Source organism: Actinoallomurus acaciae (assembly GCF_042429965.1).
GTDB classification, from domain to species: domain Bacteria; phylum Actinomycetota; class Actinomycetes; order Streptosporangiales; family Streptosporangiaceae; genus Actinoallomurus; species Actinoallomurus acaciae.
Genome location: NZ_JBHLZP010000170.1, coordinates 1 through 15,638, shown reverse-complemented (window position 1 = coordinate 15,638; position 15,638 = coordinate 1). Strand labels below are relative to the sequence as shown.

General features: G+C 70.5%; 17 protein-coding genes and 1 pseudogene. 12 read left to right on the top strand and 6 right to left on the bottom strand.

Going from position 1 to position 15,638, the window contains the following annotated elements:
• The first annotated feature begins 130 nt into the window (after window positions 1-130).
• The 5 genes and pseudogenes from ACFFNX_RS22620 to ACFFNX_RS22600 all read left to right on the top strand — a co-directional run bounded on the left by ACFFNX_RS22620 (window position 131) and on the right by ACFFNX_RS22600 (window position 3,603).
• On the top strand, window positions 131-766 hold the full coding sequence (locus ACFFNX_RS22620; protein ID WP_378205597.1) for a hypothetical protein: 636 nt from the start codon (window positions 131-133) through the stop codon (window positions 764-766).
• 32 nt (window positions 767-798) lie between these two features.
• On the top strand, window positions 799-2,007 hold the full coding sequence (locus tag ACFFNX_RS22615; RefSeq protein WP_378205594.1) for a cytochrome P450 family protein: 1,209 nt from the start codon (window positions 799-801) through the stop codon (window positions 2,005-2,007).
• A 121-nt stretch (window positions 2,008-2,128) separates the two neighbouring features.
• A pseudogene (locus ACFFNX_RS22610) lies at window positions 2,129-2,299 on the top strand (IS5/IS1182 family transposase); the annotation flags it as partial.
• 51 nt (window positions 2,300-2,350) lie between these two features.
• Complete coding sequence (locus ACFFNX_RS22605; protein ID WP_378205599.1) at window positions 2,351-3,148, top strand: thymidylate synthase; 798 nt, start codon at window positions 2,351-2,353, stop codon at window positions 3,146-3,148.
• Window positions 3,145-3,603 carry a dihydrofolate reductase gene (locus ACFFNX_RS22600; RefSeq protein ID WP_378205591.1) on the top strand — a complete coding sequence of 153 codons (459 nt, stop codon included), beginning with the start codon at window positions 3,145-3,147 and terminating at the stop codon, window positions 3,601-3,603. The genes ACFFNX_RS22605 and ACFFNX_RS22600 overlap by 4 nt, the downstream gene beginning before the upstream one ends.
• A gap of 102 nt (window positions 3,604-3,705) precedes the next feature.
• Here the strand turns inward: ACFFNX_RS22600 and ACFFNX_RS22595 are convergent, their stop codons facing one another.
• On the bottom strand, window positions 3,706-5,865 hold the full coding sequence (locus ACFFNX_RS22595) for a pectate lyase-like domain-containing protein (RefSeq protein WP_378205589.1): 2,160 nt from the start codon (window positions 5,863-5,865) through the stop codon (window positions 3,706-3,708).
• 85 nt (window positions 5,866-5,950) lie between these two features.
• On the opposite strand from ACFFNX_RS22595, the gene ACFFNX_RS22590 reads away from it, so the two are divergent.
• Window positions 5,951-6,124 carry a hypothetical protein gene (locus ACFFNX_RS22590; RefSeq protein WP_378205586.1) on the top strand — a complete coding sequence of 58 codons (174 nt, stop codon included), beginning with the start codon at window positions 5,951-5,953 and terminating at the stop codon, window positions 6,122-6,124.
• A 61-nt stretch (window positions 6,125-6,185) separates the two neighbouring features.
• Here ACFFNX_RS22590 and rpsD read toward each other — a convergent pair whose 3' ends face one another.
• Window positions 6,186-6,794: a 30S ribosomal protein S4 gene (gene rpsD, locus ACFFNX_RS22585; protein ID WP_378205583.1), complete on the bottom strand. Its 609-nt coding sequence runs from the start codon at window positions 6,792-6,794 to the stop codon at window positions 6,186-6,188.
• Window positions 6,795-6,844: 50 nt separating this feature from the next.
• On the opposite strand from rpsD, the gene ACFFNX_RS22580 reads away from it, so the two are divergent.
• The gene (locus ACFFNX_RS22580; protein WP_378205580.1) at window positions 6,845-7,567 is read left to right on the top strand and encodes a DUF2470 domain-containing protein; all 723 of its coding nucleotides are present in this window, start codon (window positions 6,845-6,847) and stop codon (window positions 7,565-7,567) included.
• Between the two features lie 45 nt (window positions 7,568-7,612).
• The gene (locus ACFFNX_RS22575; protein ID WP_378205577.1) at window positions 7,613-8,248 is read left to right on the top strand and encodes a flavin reductase family protein; all 636 of its coding nucleotides are present in this window, start codon (window positions 7,613-7,615) and stop codon (window positions 8,246-8,248) included.
• Between the two features lies 1 nt (window position 8,249).
• Here the strand turns inward: ACFFNX_RS22575 and ACFFNX_RS22570 are convergent, their stop codons facing one another.
• On the bottom strand, window positions 8,250-9,482 hold the full coding sequence (locus ACFFNX_RS22570) for a serine hydrolase domain-containing protein (protein WP_378205574.1): 1,233 nt from the start codon (window positions 9,480-9,482) through the stop codon (window positions 8,250-8,252).
• A gap of 124 nt (window positions 9,483-9,606) precedes the next feature.
• On the opposite strand from ACFFNX_RS22570, the gene ACFFNX_RS22565 reads away from it, so the two are divergent.
• Window positions 9,607-10,002, top strand: a complete 396-nt coding sequence (locus ACFFNX_RS22565) for a cold-shock protein (protein ID WP_378205571.1) — start codon at window positions 9,607-9,609, stop codon at window positions 10,000-10,002.
• Between the two features lie 34 nt (window positions 10,003-10,036).
• Here the strand turns inward: ACFFNX_RS22565 and ACFFNX_RS22560 are convergent, their stop codons facing one another.
• Window positions 10,037-11,269, bottom strand: coding sequence for an MFS transporter (locus ACFFNX_RS22560; RefSeq protein WP_378205568.1), 1,233 nt, complete (start codon window positions 11,267-11,269; stop codon window positions 10,037-10,039).
• Window positions 11,270-11,472: 203 nt separating this feature from the next.
• Entirely contained in the window at window positions 11,473-12,231 is a 759-nt protein-coding gene (locus ACFFNX_RS22555) for a helix-turn-helix domain-containing protein (protein WP_378205565.1), read from the bottom strand.
• Window positions 12,232-12,245: 14 nt separating this feature from the next.
• Here ACFFNX_RS22555 and ACFFNX_RS22550 point away from each other — a divergent pair, with 14 nt between their 5' ends.
• Both ACFFNX_RS22550 and ACFFNX_RS22545 read left to right on the top strand, forming a co-directional pair.
• Window positions 12,246-12,704, top strand: a complete 459-nt coding sequence (locus ACFFNX_RS22550) for a nuclear transport factor 2 family protein (RefSeq protein ID WP_378205562.1) — start codon at window positions 12,246-12,248, stop codon at window positions 12,702-12,704.
• A gap of 66 nt (window positions 12,705-12,770) precedes the next feature.
• Window positions 12,771-14,189, top strand: a complete 1,419-nt coding sequence (locus ACFFNX_RS22545; protein WP_378205559.1) for an MFS transporter — start codon at window positions 12,771-12,773, stop codon at window positions 14,187-14,189.
• 147 nt (window positions 14,190-14,336) lie between these two features.
• Here ACFFNX_RS22545 and ACFFNX_RS22540 read toward each other — a convergent pair whose 3' ends face one another.
• Window positions 14,337-14,807 (bottom strand): cupin domain-containing protein, encoded by a 471-nt coding sequence (locus ACFFNX_RS22540; RefSeq protein ID WP_378205556.1) that lies wholly within the window; start codon window positions 14,805-14,807, stop codon window positions 14,337-14,339.
• Window positions 14,808-14,885: 78 nt separating this feature from the next.
• Between ACFFNX_RS22540 and ACFFNX_RS22535 the strand changes: the two genes are divergently transcribed.
• Entirely contained in the window at window positions 14,886-15,461 is a 576-nt protein-coding gene (locus tag ACFFNX_RS22535; protein ID WP_378205553.1) for a TetR/AcrR family transcriptional regulator, read from the top strand.
• Window positions 15,462-15,638 lie beyond the last annotated feature (177 nt).

Below are 15,638 nucleotides of genomic sequence, written 5' to 3'. Positions count from 1 at the left end.
GAGTCGGCGCCGGCGGCGCGGTGACCGCCGCCCGGATCCGGCCACGGCCCGGCCGGCCCAAGGGCCTTGACGCCGCACGGCGGCTCTGCCGTACGGTCGGGCGGGGGCAGGCCGGCCGGAGGGATCACGGGTGAGACGGTTGACGATCGTGGCGGGAGTACTCGCCGGAGTCGTCGTCCTCGGCGGCGGCGCCTTCGCGCTGTTCCACGACGGGAAGCCGTTCACGGTCTCCGGCTACCGCGCCATGTGCGACAAGCCGCACGGCTTCAAGCAGGCGGCGGCGCGTTCCGCGGCGCAGCCGCACCCGGTCTTCGTGTACGGCTACTGGAACGTGCGCGAGGACCATCCGGAGGCGTTCGGCGGCGGCGCGCTCGACGTCTGGGACCCGGCCGATCCCGCGGCGGTCCAGCTGGTCGCGTGCGTCGAGGCCGCGGGCCGCGGCGGCTTCGTGAAGCGCTGCGACTACACCGCGCAGTCCGGGCCCGTCGACGGCCCGCTCGGCGGTCCCGGCGGGCCCACGGGCACCTACTCCGTCGACCTGTACAAGACCGACTTCCGCGTCACCCTGTACGAGGCCCGCACCGGCGCACGCGTCGCCACCGCGCGGTTCTCCGGCGACCGGTTCGGCGCGGACGACGACGAGAACGGCGGCTCCTGCCCACCGGCGACGGTCGTCCACGCGAACGACCCCCGTGGCAACGTGCGGGAGGCCACCCCCTACATCCGCCAGATCCGTGACGCCCTGACCCCCTACGTGACCCACTGACGCCCGCGCGGCGATCATGGAAGGATCGCCGCATGACGACCGCTGACGACCCCTTCATCGCCGTGTCGGACGGTGCGCGGCACCGTGCACTCGCCGAGCTGGCCGCGGTCGGCCCGGTGCACCACATGAGGCTCGCCACCGGCGCGGACGCCTGGGTCGTGACCGGCTACGCCGAGGCGAAGGCCGTGCTCACCGACCCGCGGGTGGTCAAGCGGGGCGCGTCCACCTCGCCGTACGGGGACGAGTTGCCGGCCGAGCTGCGGTCGGCCCTGGACTCCCACATGCTGAACACCGACCCACCCGAGCACACCCGGCTGCGACGCCTGGTGTCGGCCGCCTTCACCCGGCGGCGCGTCGAGGCGCTCACCCCGCGCATCGAGCGGATCTGCGACGAACTGCTCGGCGACCTGGAGGAGGCCCTGGAGGCGAAGGGCGAGGCCGACCTGATCACCGTGTTCGCCGCGCCGCTGGCCATCACGGTGATCTGCGAACTGCTCGGCGTGCCGCCGGGGTCGCGGGAGGACGTCCGAGGCTGGGCGGGGCCGCTGCTGGCGGGCCGGTTCGCCGGGTACGAGGCCTACCACCGCGCCTCGGCGGAGATGGTGGAGTTCTTGCGCGTGCTGCTGGCGGACAAGCGCCGCGCGCCGGCCGACGACCTGCTGTCCGCGCTGATCGCCGTCCGCGACGGCGAGGACCGGCTGACCGAGGACGAGCTGACCTCGATGGTCCACCTCCTGCTGCTCGCCGGGCACGAGACGACCGTCAACCTCATCGCCAACGGGATGAACGCCCTGTTCGCCGACCCCGCCCGGCTCGCGCTCCTGCGGGCCGAGCCGCAGCGGCTGCCCGTCGCGATCGAGGAACTGCTGCGCTACGACTCCCCGGCGCAGGTGCCGATCCCGTCCATCACCGCCGAGCCGATCGAGGTGGCCGGGCAGTGGATCCCGGCGGGGGAGAACATCGTCGTCGCGCTGCTGGCGGCCAACCGCGACCCGGCGCGCTTCCCGGGCCCCGGCGTGCTCGACCTGACCCGCGACGCCGGCGGCCACCTGGCGTTCGGGCACGGCGTCCACCACTGCCTGGGCGCTCCGCTGGCCCGGCTGGAGACCCGGATCGCGCTCGACGCGCTGCTGCGCCGGTTCGGCGACCTCACCCTCGCGGTGCCGGCCGAGTCGCTGGAACGGCTGCCGTCACTGATCATCAACCGGCTGGCGACCCTGCCGGTACGGCGGGGTCACTAAGAGCGACCGGCAGTAGGTCGCGAGAGACGGTCTGTGTTCTGGGGTGGCAGCGGAACGGGCACAGGCCTACGCGATCATGGAGTTCTCTACGCTCTGTGACCGCAAGGACGGCTGTGCCACCCTGGAGGCGTACGACCGCATGATCGGCCTCCGCCTCGATGAGATCTCGGTCGACGGCTGCATCACCAAGGCTCCGTGCGGTGGGGAGAAGGCAGGCCGCTCGCCCGTTGACCGGGGGAAGCAGGGAATCCCACATACGCCCCGAGTCGTGGCGGTCCAGCGGGTGGGTATCCACCCCGACCACCGGAGCACGCCTACCGCCGGGCGCTCTAAGCTCAGGGGTATGCCGGACACGCAGTACGAAGACCTGCTTCGCCACGTTCTCGACACGGGAGCCCGCAAGGGGGACCGCACTGGCACGGGCACGCGGTCGATCTTCGGTCACCAGCTGCGCTACCGGCTGTCCGACGGCTTTCCGCTGATCACGACGAAGAAGGTCCACTTCCGCTCGATCGCGTACGAGCTGCTGTGGTTCCTGCGCGGCGACGCGAACGTCACGTGGCTGCGGGAGAACGGCGTCACGATCTGGGACGAGTGGGCCGCGCCGGACGGTGACCTCGGCCCGGTCTACGGCGTGCAGTGGCGGTCGTGGCCGACGCCGGATGGCGGGCACGTCGACCAGATCGGCGAGGTGCTGCGCACGCTGCGCGAGAACCCCGACTCCCGGCGGATCATCGTCTCCGCGTGGAACGTCGCCGACATCCCGCGCATGGCGCTGCCGCCGTGCCACGCGTTCTTCCAGTTCTACGTCGCTGACGGCAGGCTCTCCTGCCAGCTGTACCAGCGCAGCGCGGACCTGTTCCTCGGCGTGCCGTTCAACATCGCGAGCTACGCGCTGCTGACGCACATGATCGCCGAGCAGGTGGGTCTCGCCGTCGGTGACTTCGTCTGGACCGGAGGCGACTGTCACATCTATGACAACCACGAGGAGCAGGTCCGCACGCAGCTCGCCCGCGAGGCGCGGCCGTTCCCCACGCTGAGCCTGAAGCCGGCGGACAGCCTGTTCGACTACACCTACGAGCACATCGCGCTCGACGGCTACGACCCGCACCCCGGCATCAAGGCACCGGTGGCGGTGTGATCGGGCTCGTCTGGGCACAGTCGGCGAACGGCGTCATCGGCCACGAGGGCGCGCTGCCCTGGCACCTGCCGGAGGACATGAAGCACTTCCGCTCCCTGACCGAGGGCGCGGCCGTGCTCATGGGCCGCCGCACCTGGGAGTCGCTGCCGCCGCGGTTCCGGCCGCTGCCGGGCAGGCGCAATCTCGTGCTGTCGCGCACGCCGCAGGAGGGTGTGGACACCTTCCCCGACCTGAAACGGGCGCTCGCCGCGGTGTCCGGGGACGTGTGGGTGATCGGCGGTGCAGAGGTGTATCGGGCGGCGCTGCCGTTCGCGGACCGGATCGTGGTCACCGAGATCCGGGAGTCCTTCGAAGGCGACACGCACGCACCGGACGTGGGGCGCCCGCCGGACTCCGTCGGAGCGTGGCAGGAGTCGTCGACCGGGCTGCACTACCGGTTTCTGACCTGGGGCTGAGGCCGGGCGCCGAGTCGTGGGAACCGGCCGGCCCGCGCCCAGCCATGGCGGGCGCGGGCCGACCGGTTCGCGCTCATTGAAACACGCCGGCCGGCGCTGTGATCACGGGTAGCTGGTGATGTTCACCGGCACCGTGTCGGTGCCCTGCGCGGCGGCACCGGTGCTGTTGATCACGTGGTTGATGACTCCGTTGCCGCCGAGCGACACCGTGAGCAGGTCGTGGAACTTCACGCCGGAGTTGTTCGGGACCTCGAAGCCGTGCTCGTCCACGATCGACGGGTCGACGTTGAAGTAGCAGTAGCTGCCCAGGCCCCAGCCCTCATGGCTGGTGACGTTGTCGGCCACCTTGTAGGCGGCGTAGCCGCGGGTGCTCCCGTTCATGTAGGCGGCCTGGTTCGGCGGGTCGTACGGCAACTCGTTCTGGAAGAAGATCGTCTTGCCGCCCTGGCCGTTCCAGACGACGTTGTACTTCTGGTAGTGCTCGACGAACAGGCCGTACGCCGTGACGTTCGCGCCGTTCACGATGAGCCCGGTGTCGGCGGTGTTGGTGGTCCAGCCGACGCCCGAGCCGTGGTCGGCGCGCCAGGCCCAGATGTGGTCGATGATCGCGTTGGCGCTGTTCACGACCAGGCTGTTGGTCGCCTTGCCCGCCCCGGCGCCGCCGATGCGGAAGAAGACGTCCTGGATCGAGGTCGGGTTGCTCGCGTGGCTCGCCGACGAGCCGCTCGGGCCGACCTGGAGCAGCACCGGCGAGTTGGTCGTCCCGGCGTCGAACAGCAGCCCGGCCAGCTTCACGCCGTCGACGTCGGCGACCGACATGGGTGTCACGCCGCCGTCCGGCACGATCGTGGCGTACCCGAGCCCGAGCACGACGGTGTTCGCGTGCGTCACGTTGATCGTCTGGCTGACGTGGTAGACGCCGGGCGTGAACAGCAGGTTCAGCCCCGAGTTCAGCGCGGCGTTGATGGTGGCGGCGCTGTCACCGGGATGGGCGACGTAGAACTGGCTCAGCGGGATCGACGTGCCGGGGGTCGAGCCGCTCGCCCAGGTGGTGCCGCGCGAGTTCGTGCGCAGGCTCGGCACGAGCACGTTGTAGTTACCGGCGCCGTCGACGTACAGGTAGGGCTTCTCCCGGGTCACCGGGCTGTTGGCCAGGACGGTGTACGGCGGGTTGGGGAAGCTCTGCGCGGGCGCGCCGACCACCCCGGAGAAGACCATGTTCCAGACCCCGTTGAGGTTGCCGCCGATCTGACTGTCCCGGGTGAGCCACTGCTGCTGGGAGTACGGCTGGACGGTGCCATCGATCTTGGAGTCGGCGATGTAGCCACCGCTGGCCCAGCCGTACCCGGTCGGTGAGAGGTTGAGGTCGCCGCGGACGTGGATGCGGCGGAACGGCGCCGCCTGCGCGACCGCCCAGCGGTCGTACCCGCCGGACGGGGTGATCGACAGGTTCTCCGCCGAACGCCAGAAGTTCTGCGTGGCGTTCCCGTTGAACCAGCCGGCGTCGACGGTGACCCCGCCGTTGATGTTCACGTCGTCGACGTTCCGGCCCAGACCGGCGATCGAGGTGTAGAAGCCGATGTTGGCGTTGACGTTGTAGCTGCCCGGCTTGAACAGCAGCGCGTACCGCTGCGAACCGAACTGGTTGCTCTCCTGCTGGCTGAAGACCGAGTCGAGCTGGCTCTGGACGCTGCCGCTCGACATCGACGGGTCGAAGACCTTGACGTTCGGCCCGAGGTCACCGCCGCCGGCCGGCGGCGGCGTGGTGCCGCCGGTCGAGCCGTACACCTGGAACTCCCACAGCGAGTAGCCGTACTGGGTCTGCCGGGCGGTGCCGTACATGCGGACGTAGCGGCCGGTGCCGCTGACGGTCAGCGTCTGCGTGCCGCCCGCGCCGGTGGTCGTGGAGTAGACGGTGCTCCAGTTGGAGCCGTCCGCCGACACCTGGATCTGGTACGCGGTGGCGTACGCGGCCTCCCAGTTGAGGACGACCTGGCTGATGGTGGCGGAGGAGCCGAGGTCGACCTGGAGCCACTGGGGGTCGCTGAAGGCGCTGGACCAGCGGGTGCCGGTGTCACCGTCCACGGCGGCGGAGGCGGGGGTGCCGGCGTTCTCGGTGGAGGAGGCGGTGGCGGGCCTGCCCTGGGAGAGCAGGGCGTCCGCCGCATGGGCCGGCCGCGGCGGTGCGACCAGCAGGACGGCGAGCGCCAGGACCATGGCCCAGAGGGCCGTCGCGGCGCGGGGGAGGGACAGAGATCTCATCGATCGTCTCCTGAGGGGGAGTGGAGACCGGACGGCTCTGGCGGGGCCCTTGGGTCTCCACACGGTCTGGGGCTTAATTCATGGCGTGATTAAACATGCGGAAAACAGACCCGTCAAGAGATCGAATGTGCTGGTGAATGGCTTCTTTATCGGCTTGATTAAAGCTGTGAAGTGGTTTACCTCCCGGGTTCCGGCGCTGACCTGGCGGGTCAGCGCCGGCCGTCATGCTGTACGCCCCGTCGCGTACCGCGATCCCTGAGGAGGCGGAGAGCCGGACGGACGGCCCGCCGCCCCCCTGGAGAACCTCGACCCCCGCTCCGTCAGCGCGAGTAGTACTCCACGACGAGCTGGACGTCGCACCGCACCGGGATCTCGTGCCGCTCCGGGAGACGTACGAATCGCGCGACCAGCTGCGTGTGGTCGGCCTGGAGGTATTCCGGGAGGTGCTCCGGCGCGTGCGCGCCCGCCGCGGCCTCCACGAAGGGCGGCATCCTCCGGCTGCGCTCGGCCACGGTGATTACGGAGCCGGGCCGTACGCGGTAGGAGGGGATGTTGACGCGCGCGCCGTCCACCAGGATGTGCCGGTGCGAGACGAACTGTCGGGCCTGGTAGATCGTGCGGGCGAACCCGGCCCGCAGCACCACGGCGTCGAGCCGGGTCTCCAGGTCGGCCAGCAGCGCGTCGCCGGTACGGCCCTTGCCGCGCGTGGACCGCTCGAAGGCGCGGCGCAGCTGCTTCTCGCTCACGTTGTACTGGGCGCGCAGCCGCTGCTTCTCCAGCAGCCGCGTCTTGTAGTCCGACGTCTGCTTGCGTCCGCGTCCGTGCACGCCGGGCGGGTACGGGCGGCGTTCGAAGTAGCGGACGCACTTGGGCGTGAGCGGGATCCCCAGGGCACGGGAGCGTTTGGTTTTCGGGCGCGAGCTGTTCACGGACGTCCTTTCGCAGACTAAGGTTAGGCTTACCTTACTTAGGAGGCTGGATGTCCGCCACCGATCACACCGCGGCGCCCGTCGCGGAACCGACCCCCGCCGAGCTGATCCGGTCCGTGCTCGCCGCGTCCCGGTCCCTGACCCTGACGACCGAGATGCATCGCGTCGACCTCGTCGGCCTGCACTCGCTGGAGACCCCCGGCCGCCTGCTGCTCAACGTGCCGGCCGGCAGCCACGTGGGCGCGGAGGTCGCCCGGGCGCCGGGCGGCGACCTGGCCGCCTCGCTGGAGTTCACCGACATCGCGCCCGTGTCGGTGCCCGGCCGGGTCCGTGCCCGGGTGCTGCTGGGCGGCTGGCTGGGCTTCGACCGCCAGGGCGCGAGCGAGGAGGCGCTGTGCTTCGAGACGGTGACCGCCGAGCTCCAGTACGACGGGGGGCGGTTCGAGATGGAGGTGGACGAGCTGGCCGCCGCCGAGCCGGACCCGCTCGCGGCGACCGAGGCGGAGCTGCTCATCCACCTCGCCGACGCCCACGGGGACGCCGTCGAGCTGCTGGCCCAACTGGTCGACCGCCGGTCCCTGCTCGGCGTGACCCGCGTTGACCCGCTGCGGCTCGACCGTTACGGCGTCGTCCTGCGCCTCTGCCGGGCGAACGGGCACCGCGACGTACGCCTGCCCTTCCCCACTCCGCTGCGCAACCCGGCCCAGGGCGTCCTGCAGATACGCGCCCTGCTGACCCAGGCGAAGGCCTGCGCTCGTCGTTCCCGGCGCTGACGATTCGGCCGGCGTCGAAATGATCCGCGGCTACGGTCTCAGACCATGGAGATCACAGCGGAGGCGACCGCGGAGCACCAGGTCATCACGCCGAGCATCCTGTACTTCGGGACGCCGGTCGTGCTGCTCAGCACCGAGAACGAGGACGGCACGGCCAACCTCGCGCCGATGTCGTCGGCCTGGGCGCTCGGCCAGACGGTGGTCCTCGGGCTCGGCGTGCACGGCCAGACCGCGCACAACCTGCTCGCACGTCCCGAGGTCGTGATCAACCTGCCGGCACCCGAACACTGGGCGGCCGTCGAACGGCTGGCGCCGCTGACCGGGCAGGACCCCGTTCCGCCGCACCAGCGGGGCACGTTCCGGTACGAGCCGGCCAAGTTCGACGCCGCCGGGCTGCGTCCGCTGCCCGCCGAGCTCGTCCGGCCGCCTCGCGTCGCCGAGTGCCCGATCCAGTTGGAGGCCCGCGCCGCCGAGGTGCGGACCGACACCACGGGCGTGTTCCTCATCGTCGAGGCGCACGTCCTGCGGGTCCACGCCGATCCCCGGCTCGTCGTGCCGGGGACCCAGCACGTCGACCCGGCGCGGTGGAGCCCGCTGATCTACAACTTCCGTCACTACTTCGGCCTCGGCCCCGAGCTGGGCCGGACCTTCCGCAGCGAGACGCCTGCCGTGCGGGCGTGACTCAGTCGACGATGGCCTGATAGACGAGCTGCTTCAACCGGGTGCGGATCGGGTGGGCGTTCGAGGGCAGCAGCTGGGTCAAGAAGACGACCGTCAGGTCCTCGGCCGGGTCGATCCAGAACGCCGTACTCGCCGCCCCGCCCCAGTTGTACTCGCCCTCCGACGTCAGCGACCTCGTCTTCGCCGCGTCCTCCACGACCGCGAAACCCAGGCCGAAGCCGACCCCCGCGTAGGAGACCTCGGCGAACACCGGGCGGCCGAACTCCTCCAGGTCGGCGCCGCCCGGCAGGTGGTTGCGCGTCATGTACGCCACCGTGCGCGGGCTCAGCAGCCGTACGCCGTCCAGCTCGCCGCCGCCCAGCAGCATCTGGCAGAACCGGTGGTAGTCGCCCGCACCGGAGATCAGCCCTCCGCCGCCCGACAGCGCGCGCGGCGGCCGGAAGGCACTGTCGCCCATGTCGAGCAGCGTGGCGCGGCCGTCGGGGCCCGCGTAGTACAACGACGCCATCCGCCCGGCGTCGTCCGCGCCGACGTGGAAGCCCGTGTCGGTCATCCCCAGCGGGCCGAAGATCCGCTCGGCGAAGAAGCGGTCCAGCGACTGTCCGGACACCACCTCGACCAGCCGCCCGAGGACGTCGGTGGCCATGGAGTAGTTCCACTCCGAGCCGGGCTCGAAGAGCAGGGGGAGCCCGGCCAGCCGGTCGACGGCGCCGGCCAGGTCGAGGCCGCGCGGCGTCGACCGGTCGAAGCCGACCGCGCGGTAGAGCTCGTCGACCACGCTGACGTGCTGGAACCCGTACGCGAGCCCGGAGGTGTGGGTGAGCAGGTGCCAGACGCGGATCGGCTCGGCCGCGGGACGGGTGATGGGGGACTCCGCCGTGCCCTTCTCATACACCCGCATGTCGGCGAAGGCCGGCAGGAAGCGGCTGATCGGATCGGTCAGCTCGAAGGCGCCCTCCTCGTACAGCATCATCGCCGCCACCGAGGTGATCGGCTTCGACATCGAGTAGATGCGGAAGAGGGTGTCGGTCTCGACCGGCGCGCCGGAGGCCAGGTCACGCACGCCGTACGCGGACAGGTGGGCGATCTCGCCGCGACGGCTGACCAGGGTCAGCCAGCCGGGCAGCCGCCCGTCGTCGACGTACGGGGCGAAGTGTGCGTCGATGCGGCGCAGCCGCCCGGCATCGAGGCCGACATCCGCCGGATCGCACGTCACCTTCAGCTCGCCGCTCATCGGCCCCTCCGTTGGTCGCGGAAGCGGTTTTTTAGAACGTCATTCTAGGGTAGAGCGACGGATGCGGGGAGGTAGCATGGCCTCGCATTGATGGGGAGTTAGTGCGGATAACGAGGTTATTGCGGTGACGGCTGGAAGCATTGTGCGGTTCGACGAGGTTCGCGGATACGGTTTCATCGCCCCGGAGGGCGGCGGGGAGGACGTCTTCGTCCACGCCAACGACCTCATGGCGGACAAATCGCAGTTCAAGGTCGGTTCCAGGGTCGAGTTCGACATCTCCGAGGGCGACCGCGGCCTGAAGGCGTCCACCGTGCGCCTCGTGCGGCAGTCCACCCCGGCGGCGCGCCGCGCGGACCTGCCGGACGCCGACGAGCTGTGCGACGTGCTGTCGGCGAGCGAGTTCACCCAGGACGTCACCGAAGTGCTCCTCCGCGTACCCAGCCTGACCGGCGAACAGATCCTCCAGCTGCGCAGGAACCTGCTGGAGCTGGCCCGCGACCGCGGCTGGGTCGACTCCTGACCACGCGTCGCTCCCGCTCGGCCGGGCGGCGCGATCATTGATGTACCTCGAGGGACCGCGCACGGTTGAGAGGTGACGGCTCGTCTGGGCCGTGGGGCGGCAGGGTGCTGAGCCGTCGCTCGCAGGCGCGCCGCTGCGCCAGCGAGAGCCCGGTGACCGCGGCGCCGAGGGCGAGCCAGCCGACCGGTCCGAGAGGGAGTACCACGCCGGTCAGCAGCGGAGGCCCGGCGGACCGCTGGACGGACTGGGCCATGCCGGCCACGCCGAGGTACGCCGCCCGCGCCTCCCGGGGCGCGAGCGAGACCGCCAGTTCCCAGGAGCTCACCGAACGGACCAGCTCGGCCAGCGTGATCAGTGTCGCCGCGGCGAGCAGTCCGGCCGAGGCGGCCCACGGCCCCGCATCGACGACCGCCGCCATGACCGCACAGCTCGTCAGCAGCGTCAGCCCGTACAGCGTCAGAATCCGCGTCGCACGGTGCGGTCCCTCGGCCTTCGCCGACACCCGCATCTGCAAGGCGACGACCAGCACCGTGTTGATCGCGAGGAAGGCCGGAACCAGAGCGTGTGGTGCGGCCGTACGGCTCACCAGCCACAGCGGCAGCCCCACCTTGAGGATCGAGTCGTCCAGGTTCATCGGGGTGTCGAACAGCACGAACAGCAGATAGCCGCCGTCCCGCCAGGGGCTCCGCGCGGCCACCGCCGTCGTACGGGCGGGCCGCGTCGGCCGGGCCGCGCCGGAGTGCTCCCGGATGCGCCACACCATGAACGCCGCGACGCCGAACGACAGCGCGTTCATCCCGATCAAAGCGCGGTAGGCGTCCGCGGTTCCCACGGCGAGCCCGATCGCGGCGAGGCCCGCACCGAGCGCGTACCCGGCGTTCATGGCACTCCTCGACAGGGCACGGAACGTCGAGCGCCGCACCCCGGCCACCTCGGTCGCGAACAGCATTTCCAGCATCTTCGCCGCGCCCTCCCCGATGCACATGACGGAGACCACGGGCAGCAACACGGCGAAGGCGCTGGAGACCGGCAACAGGCAGAGGACTCCAAGGCGCACCAGATGGCAGCCGGCGAGCAGCGGCCGCAGCGAGAATCGCCCGGCCAGCCGGCCCGCCAGCGGCGATCCGGCGATGCCCGCCACTCCGGCGATGCCCAGCATCACGCCGATCTGCCCGGCGTGCAGCCGAGCCATGAAGGCGAAGTACAGAACCGAGGACGCGCCCCATACTCCGGTCCCCGTCCGGTCGACGAACTGCGCGCCCAGCATGATCCGGGCATCCCGGCCGCCGGGTGGATGACGCAGCTGGATCAGGAGACCGTCCCCGCGCCGTCGCCTTCCACCGCGCCCCATCGTCGGCCCCCGATCCGCATCCAAAAAACCTTGACGTCAAGAGATCAGGGGTCAGCCTGCACGACTGCAAGCTCGACGTCAAGATACTTGATGTCGAGAGACTTTCGCCCCAAAGCGGATCAGTCGAAGTAGGCGGCGCTCTCCGTGTCCGCCGGGTAGTACGACTCGATCGCGACCTCGTCCAGCGTGATGTCCATCGGTGTGCCGAACGTGGTGATGGTCGAGAACAGCCGCAGCTCTCGTCCGTCGAGGCGAAGGATCATCGGGATCACGACGTCGGATTCGACCCGGCTCTCGTCCTCGGAGCCGGGCTCCAGCAGTTCCTCATAGAGCGCGGCGAGCTCGGCGTCGGGGGCGACGGCGAGCTGACGCCTGATCCGGGAGCGGAACACCATACGCACGTCGGCCAGGTTGACGACCAGAGGAGCGAACCCGCGCGGGTCCAGCCCCAGCCGAACCAGGTTGACCGGCGGCCGGAGCAGGTCGGGATCGACGCCGGCGAAGAACGGCTCGACCGCGCGGTTGGTCAGCACGATGTTCCACCGGCGATCGAAGGCCAACGCCGGGTACGGCTCATGCGCGCGGAGCACCCTTGCGACCGCGCCCCGGGCCGCCGACAGCGCGTCGTCGTCGAGTGGCCGCTCGGTGTACCGGGGGGCGAAGCCGGCCGCGAGCAACAGCCGGTTGCGCTCACGCAGCGGCACATCGAGCTGGTCCGCGAGCCGGAGAACCATGTCGGCGCTCGGGTTGGACCTGCCCGTCTCGACGAGGCTGACGTGACGAGCCGAGACGTCGGCCGCGATCGCAAGCTCGAGCTGGCTGAGTCGCCGGCGATGCCGCCACTGCCGCAGGAGCTCACCGACCGTATGCACGGTCATCGAGAGTACTCATCGTGGAGCAGTACGCCATGAAATCCCATTTCATCGACAACCGTCGCGACCACCGAAACACTGCGTCCATGACCACGGGAAACAAAAGCATCGTCCAACGGGCACTGGCGGAATTGATCGAGACGGGCGGCGTCGAGGCGCTCGAACCGTTGCTGAGCGATGACTTCGTCCATCACAGGCCGGACTCGACCTCCTCGACCAAGACGGAATGGCTCACCGCCGTACGCACGGCACTCACCCCGCTCGCCGACATGCGGGTCGAGATCCACCACCTGCTGGCCGACGGTGATCACGTCGTGATGCACTCACGGCGACAACTCCCTGACGCCGGACCGGAGATCGCGGTCGTCGATATCTGGCGGATCGAAAATGGACTGATCGCCGAGGGCTGGGAGATCATCGAGCCGGCGGCCCAGGCGGCGGCCAACCTGACGTGGTGGGAGCCTGCCGACCAGGCTTAATGGAGGGGATCCGGCTTACCTGAGAGGTAATCGACCGGATGACCTTGTAGCGGCGAGCCTTGCGGCATGAGCACCGCGATCATCGAAAGTCCGGCCCAGGAGCGGGCCGCCGCCGTACCCGGCCTCGGGGCCCTGCTCGTCCTGCTCACCGGGACCTTTGTCACCACGCTCGACTTCTTCATCGTCAACGTCGCGATTCCGGCGACCCAGCGGGACCTGCACGCCGGGCCGGCCACCATTCAGTTCATCGTCGCCGGGTTCGGGCTCGCGTTGGCCGCCGGGCTGATCACCGGGGGGCGGCTCGGTGACCTGTACGGCCGGCGCCGGATGTACACCCTCGGGCTGAGTCTGTTCACCCTCGCCTCGCTTGCGTGCGGGGTCGCGCCGAGTGCCGGTTTCCTCGTCGGGGGGCGGGTCGCGCAGGGGGTGGCGGCGGCCATGCTCATGCCGCAGGTGCTCGGCATCGTGGGTACCGTCTACACCGGTGAGCGCCGGGCGCGGGCCTTCAACGCGTACGGGCTGGCGATGGGGTTCGGCGGTGTGTTCGGGCAGCTCATCGGTGGCGTGCTCATCAAGGCCGACATCGCCGGGCTCGGCTGGCGCAGCGTCTTCCTGATCAACGTTCCGGTGGGGCTCGTGGCGGTGCCGGCGGCGATGCGTCTGGTGCCGGAGTCGCGGGCGCCCAAGGCCCGGCTCGACGTGGTGGGCGCCCTGCTCGTCACCGCCGGGCTGGTCCTGATCGTGCTGCCGCTCGTCGAGGGACGCCAGCAGGGCTGGCCGCTGTGGACCTGGCTGTCCCTGGCCGCGGCGCCGTTCGTCCTCGCGGCCTTCGCCGCGTACCAGCGGCGTGCCGGGGAGCGCGCGCTGATCCACCTGGGGCTGTTCCGGCACCGGGCGTTCAGCGTGGGCGCCGTGATCGCGGTCCTCAGTCAGATGGCGGTCGCCTCGTTCTTCCTGATCCTCGCGCTGTACCTCCAGCAGGGCCGCGGGCTGTCGCCGCTGGAGTCGGGCCTGATCTTCCTGGCGCTCGGGGCCGGCTACTTCGTCTCGTCCTCGCGGGCGGTACAGGTCGCGGGCCGGCTCGGCCGTCAGGTCCTCGCCGTCGGCGCGCTGACCATGGCCCTCGGGTACGGCCTGCTGGCCCTCGTCGCGGGGGCGACCGGCGGCGGGATCGGCTGGCTGATCCCCGGGCTGCTTCTCGCGGGCTGCGGCATGGGCCTGGTCATGGCGCCGCTTCCCGCGACCGCGCTGACCGATGTCGAGCCCCGGTACGCCGCCTCCGCCGCCGGCGTCATGTCCACCGCGTTGCAGTCCGGCGGCGCGATCGGCGTCGCGGTCGTCGGCGTCGTCTTCTACGACGTTCTCGGCGCGGCCCGATTCTCGGCCGCGTTCGTCGCGGGCCTGGCGGCGGTGACCTGCTTCTGCCTGGTCGCGGCGGCGCTCGTCCAGCTCCTGCCGGGCCGGCGGCCGGAGGAGGCGAACTGACCGCTCCTTGCCTCGTACGGCGGTACGTGGGTCCAGCCCGTGAGGGCCGGGCCCACGTTTCGGTCTGGGGCCGCCTTCACCATCCGCCCAAGGGGGATGCCGTGCCGGCGAGACAGGGCCGGGCTCGGAGCCGGGGGCCTCGAGCCGTTAGGACTTCGCCGGGACCTCGTAGTGGATGTCGTACTTCGCGGCGATCGGGTTGATCTTCGCCGGGTACAGGGCACCGTCGGTGAGTACCGACGGACCGGCCTCGAACAGGTCGGCCAGGTAGCATTCCCAGCCGCCGGGCGAGGAGATCTGCAACACGCGGGGCGGCGGGTCGGAGGCGCGGCGCAGGGCGTGCGGTATCCCGTGCGGCAGCAGGACGAAGGACCCCTTGGTCACCGTGAGGCTCCGGTCGTCGAAGTCGATCCCGAGGTCGCCGTCCAGCACGTAGACGCACTCGTCCGCCACGTGATGGGTGTGCCGGGGGATGTCGCGCTCCAGGCGGACCTCCAGCAACGAGAACCGGCCCTCGGTGTCCTCGGTCATCGCCTTGACCGCGAACGCGGGGGGCATCGGAATCCGGCCCGGCCGTGCCTCGCCGGCCCTGAGCAGAAGGAAACGATCTTCAGGCATCGGTAGTATCCTCTTCGGTAAATAAGTGGAATAGGAATCCGCTTCCGTTTCGGGGAGCGTCGCAGAGGAGCGTCATCCTTGTCAAGGCCGCCATCCGCCAGCCGTAGACCGCGTGCCGACGCCGAGCGCAACCGCCTCCGCATACTGGACGCGGCGCGTACGCTCTTCGCCGAGCGCGGCGCCGAGGTCCAGATGCCCGAGGTCGCGCGGGCCGCCGAGGTCGGGATCGGCACCGTCTACCGGCACTTCCCGACTCAGCGTGCGCTCATCGAGGCTGCCGCCGACCACCGATTCGCCGAGATCCAGGCGTTCGCCCGCACCGAGTGCCTGGACAACGCGAGCCCAGGTACGGCTCTGGTGAGCTACCTGCGTCACGTCGGGGAGGTTCTGGCGGGCGACCGGGGACTGTCCGTCGCCATCGAGACGTCCCGGGCCACGCCCGAAAGCGAACCCCGGGGAACCGCACGCGCCGAACTCGAATCGACCGTGCGGCTCCTGATCGAAGAAGACCAGGCCGCGGGGGCGATCCGCGACGACTGCACGGTCGGGGACGTCTACATGATCGCCTGCTCGCTCTCCGCGGTCATCCGCACCGGCAGCGGCGACTGGCAACGGCTCCTCGACCTGATACTCGACGGCCTGCGCCCTCGCTGAGCCGTTCCCGCGCAGACGACCTCATCCCCAAAGGCCGGACCCAGAGCACATTTAGATGATTGATTCCAAGGGATCGTCTGCGTGCATAGGACGAGGGAGTCCAACGTCGGTGTGTGAAGACAGAGCTGGACTCCCTCGCGACCGCGCTGTAGGTGAAGACCGACGATCTGTTGAAGG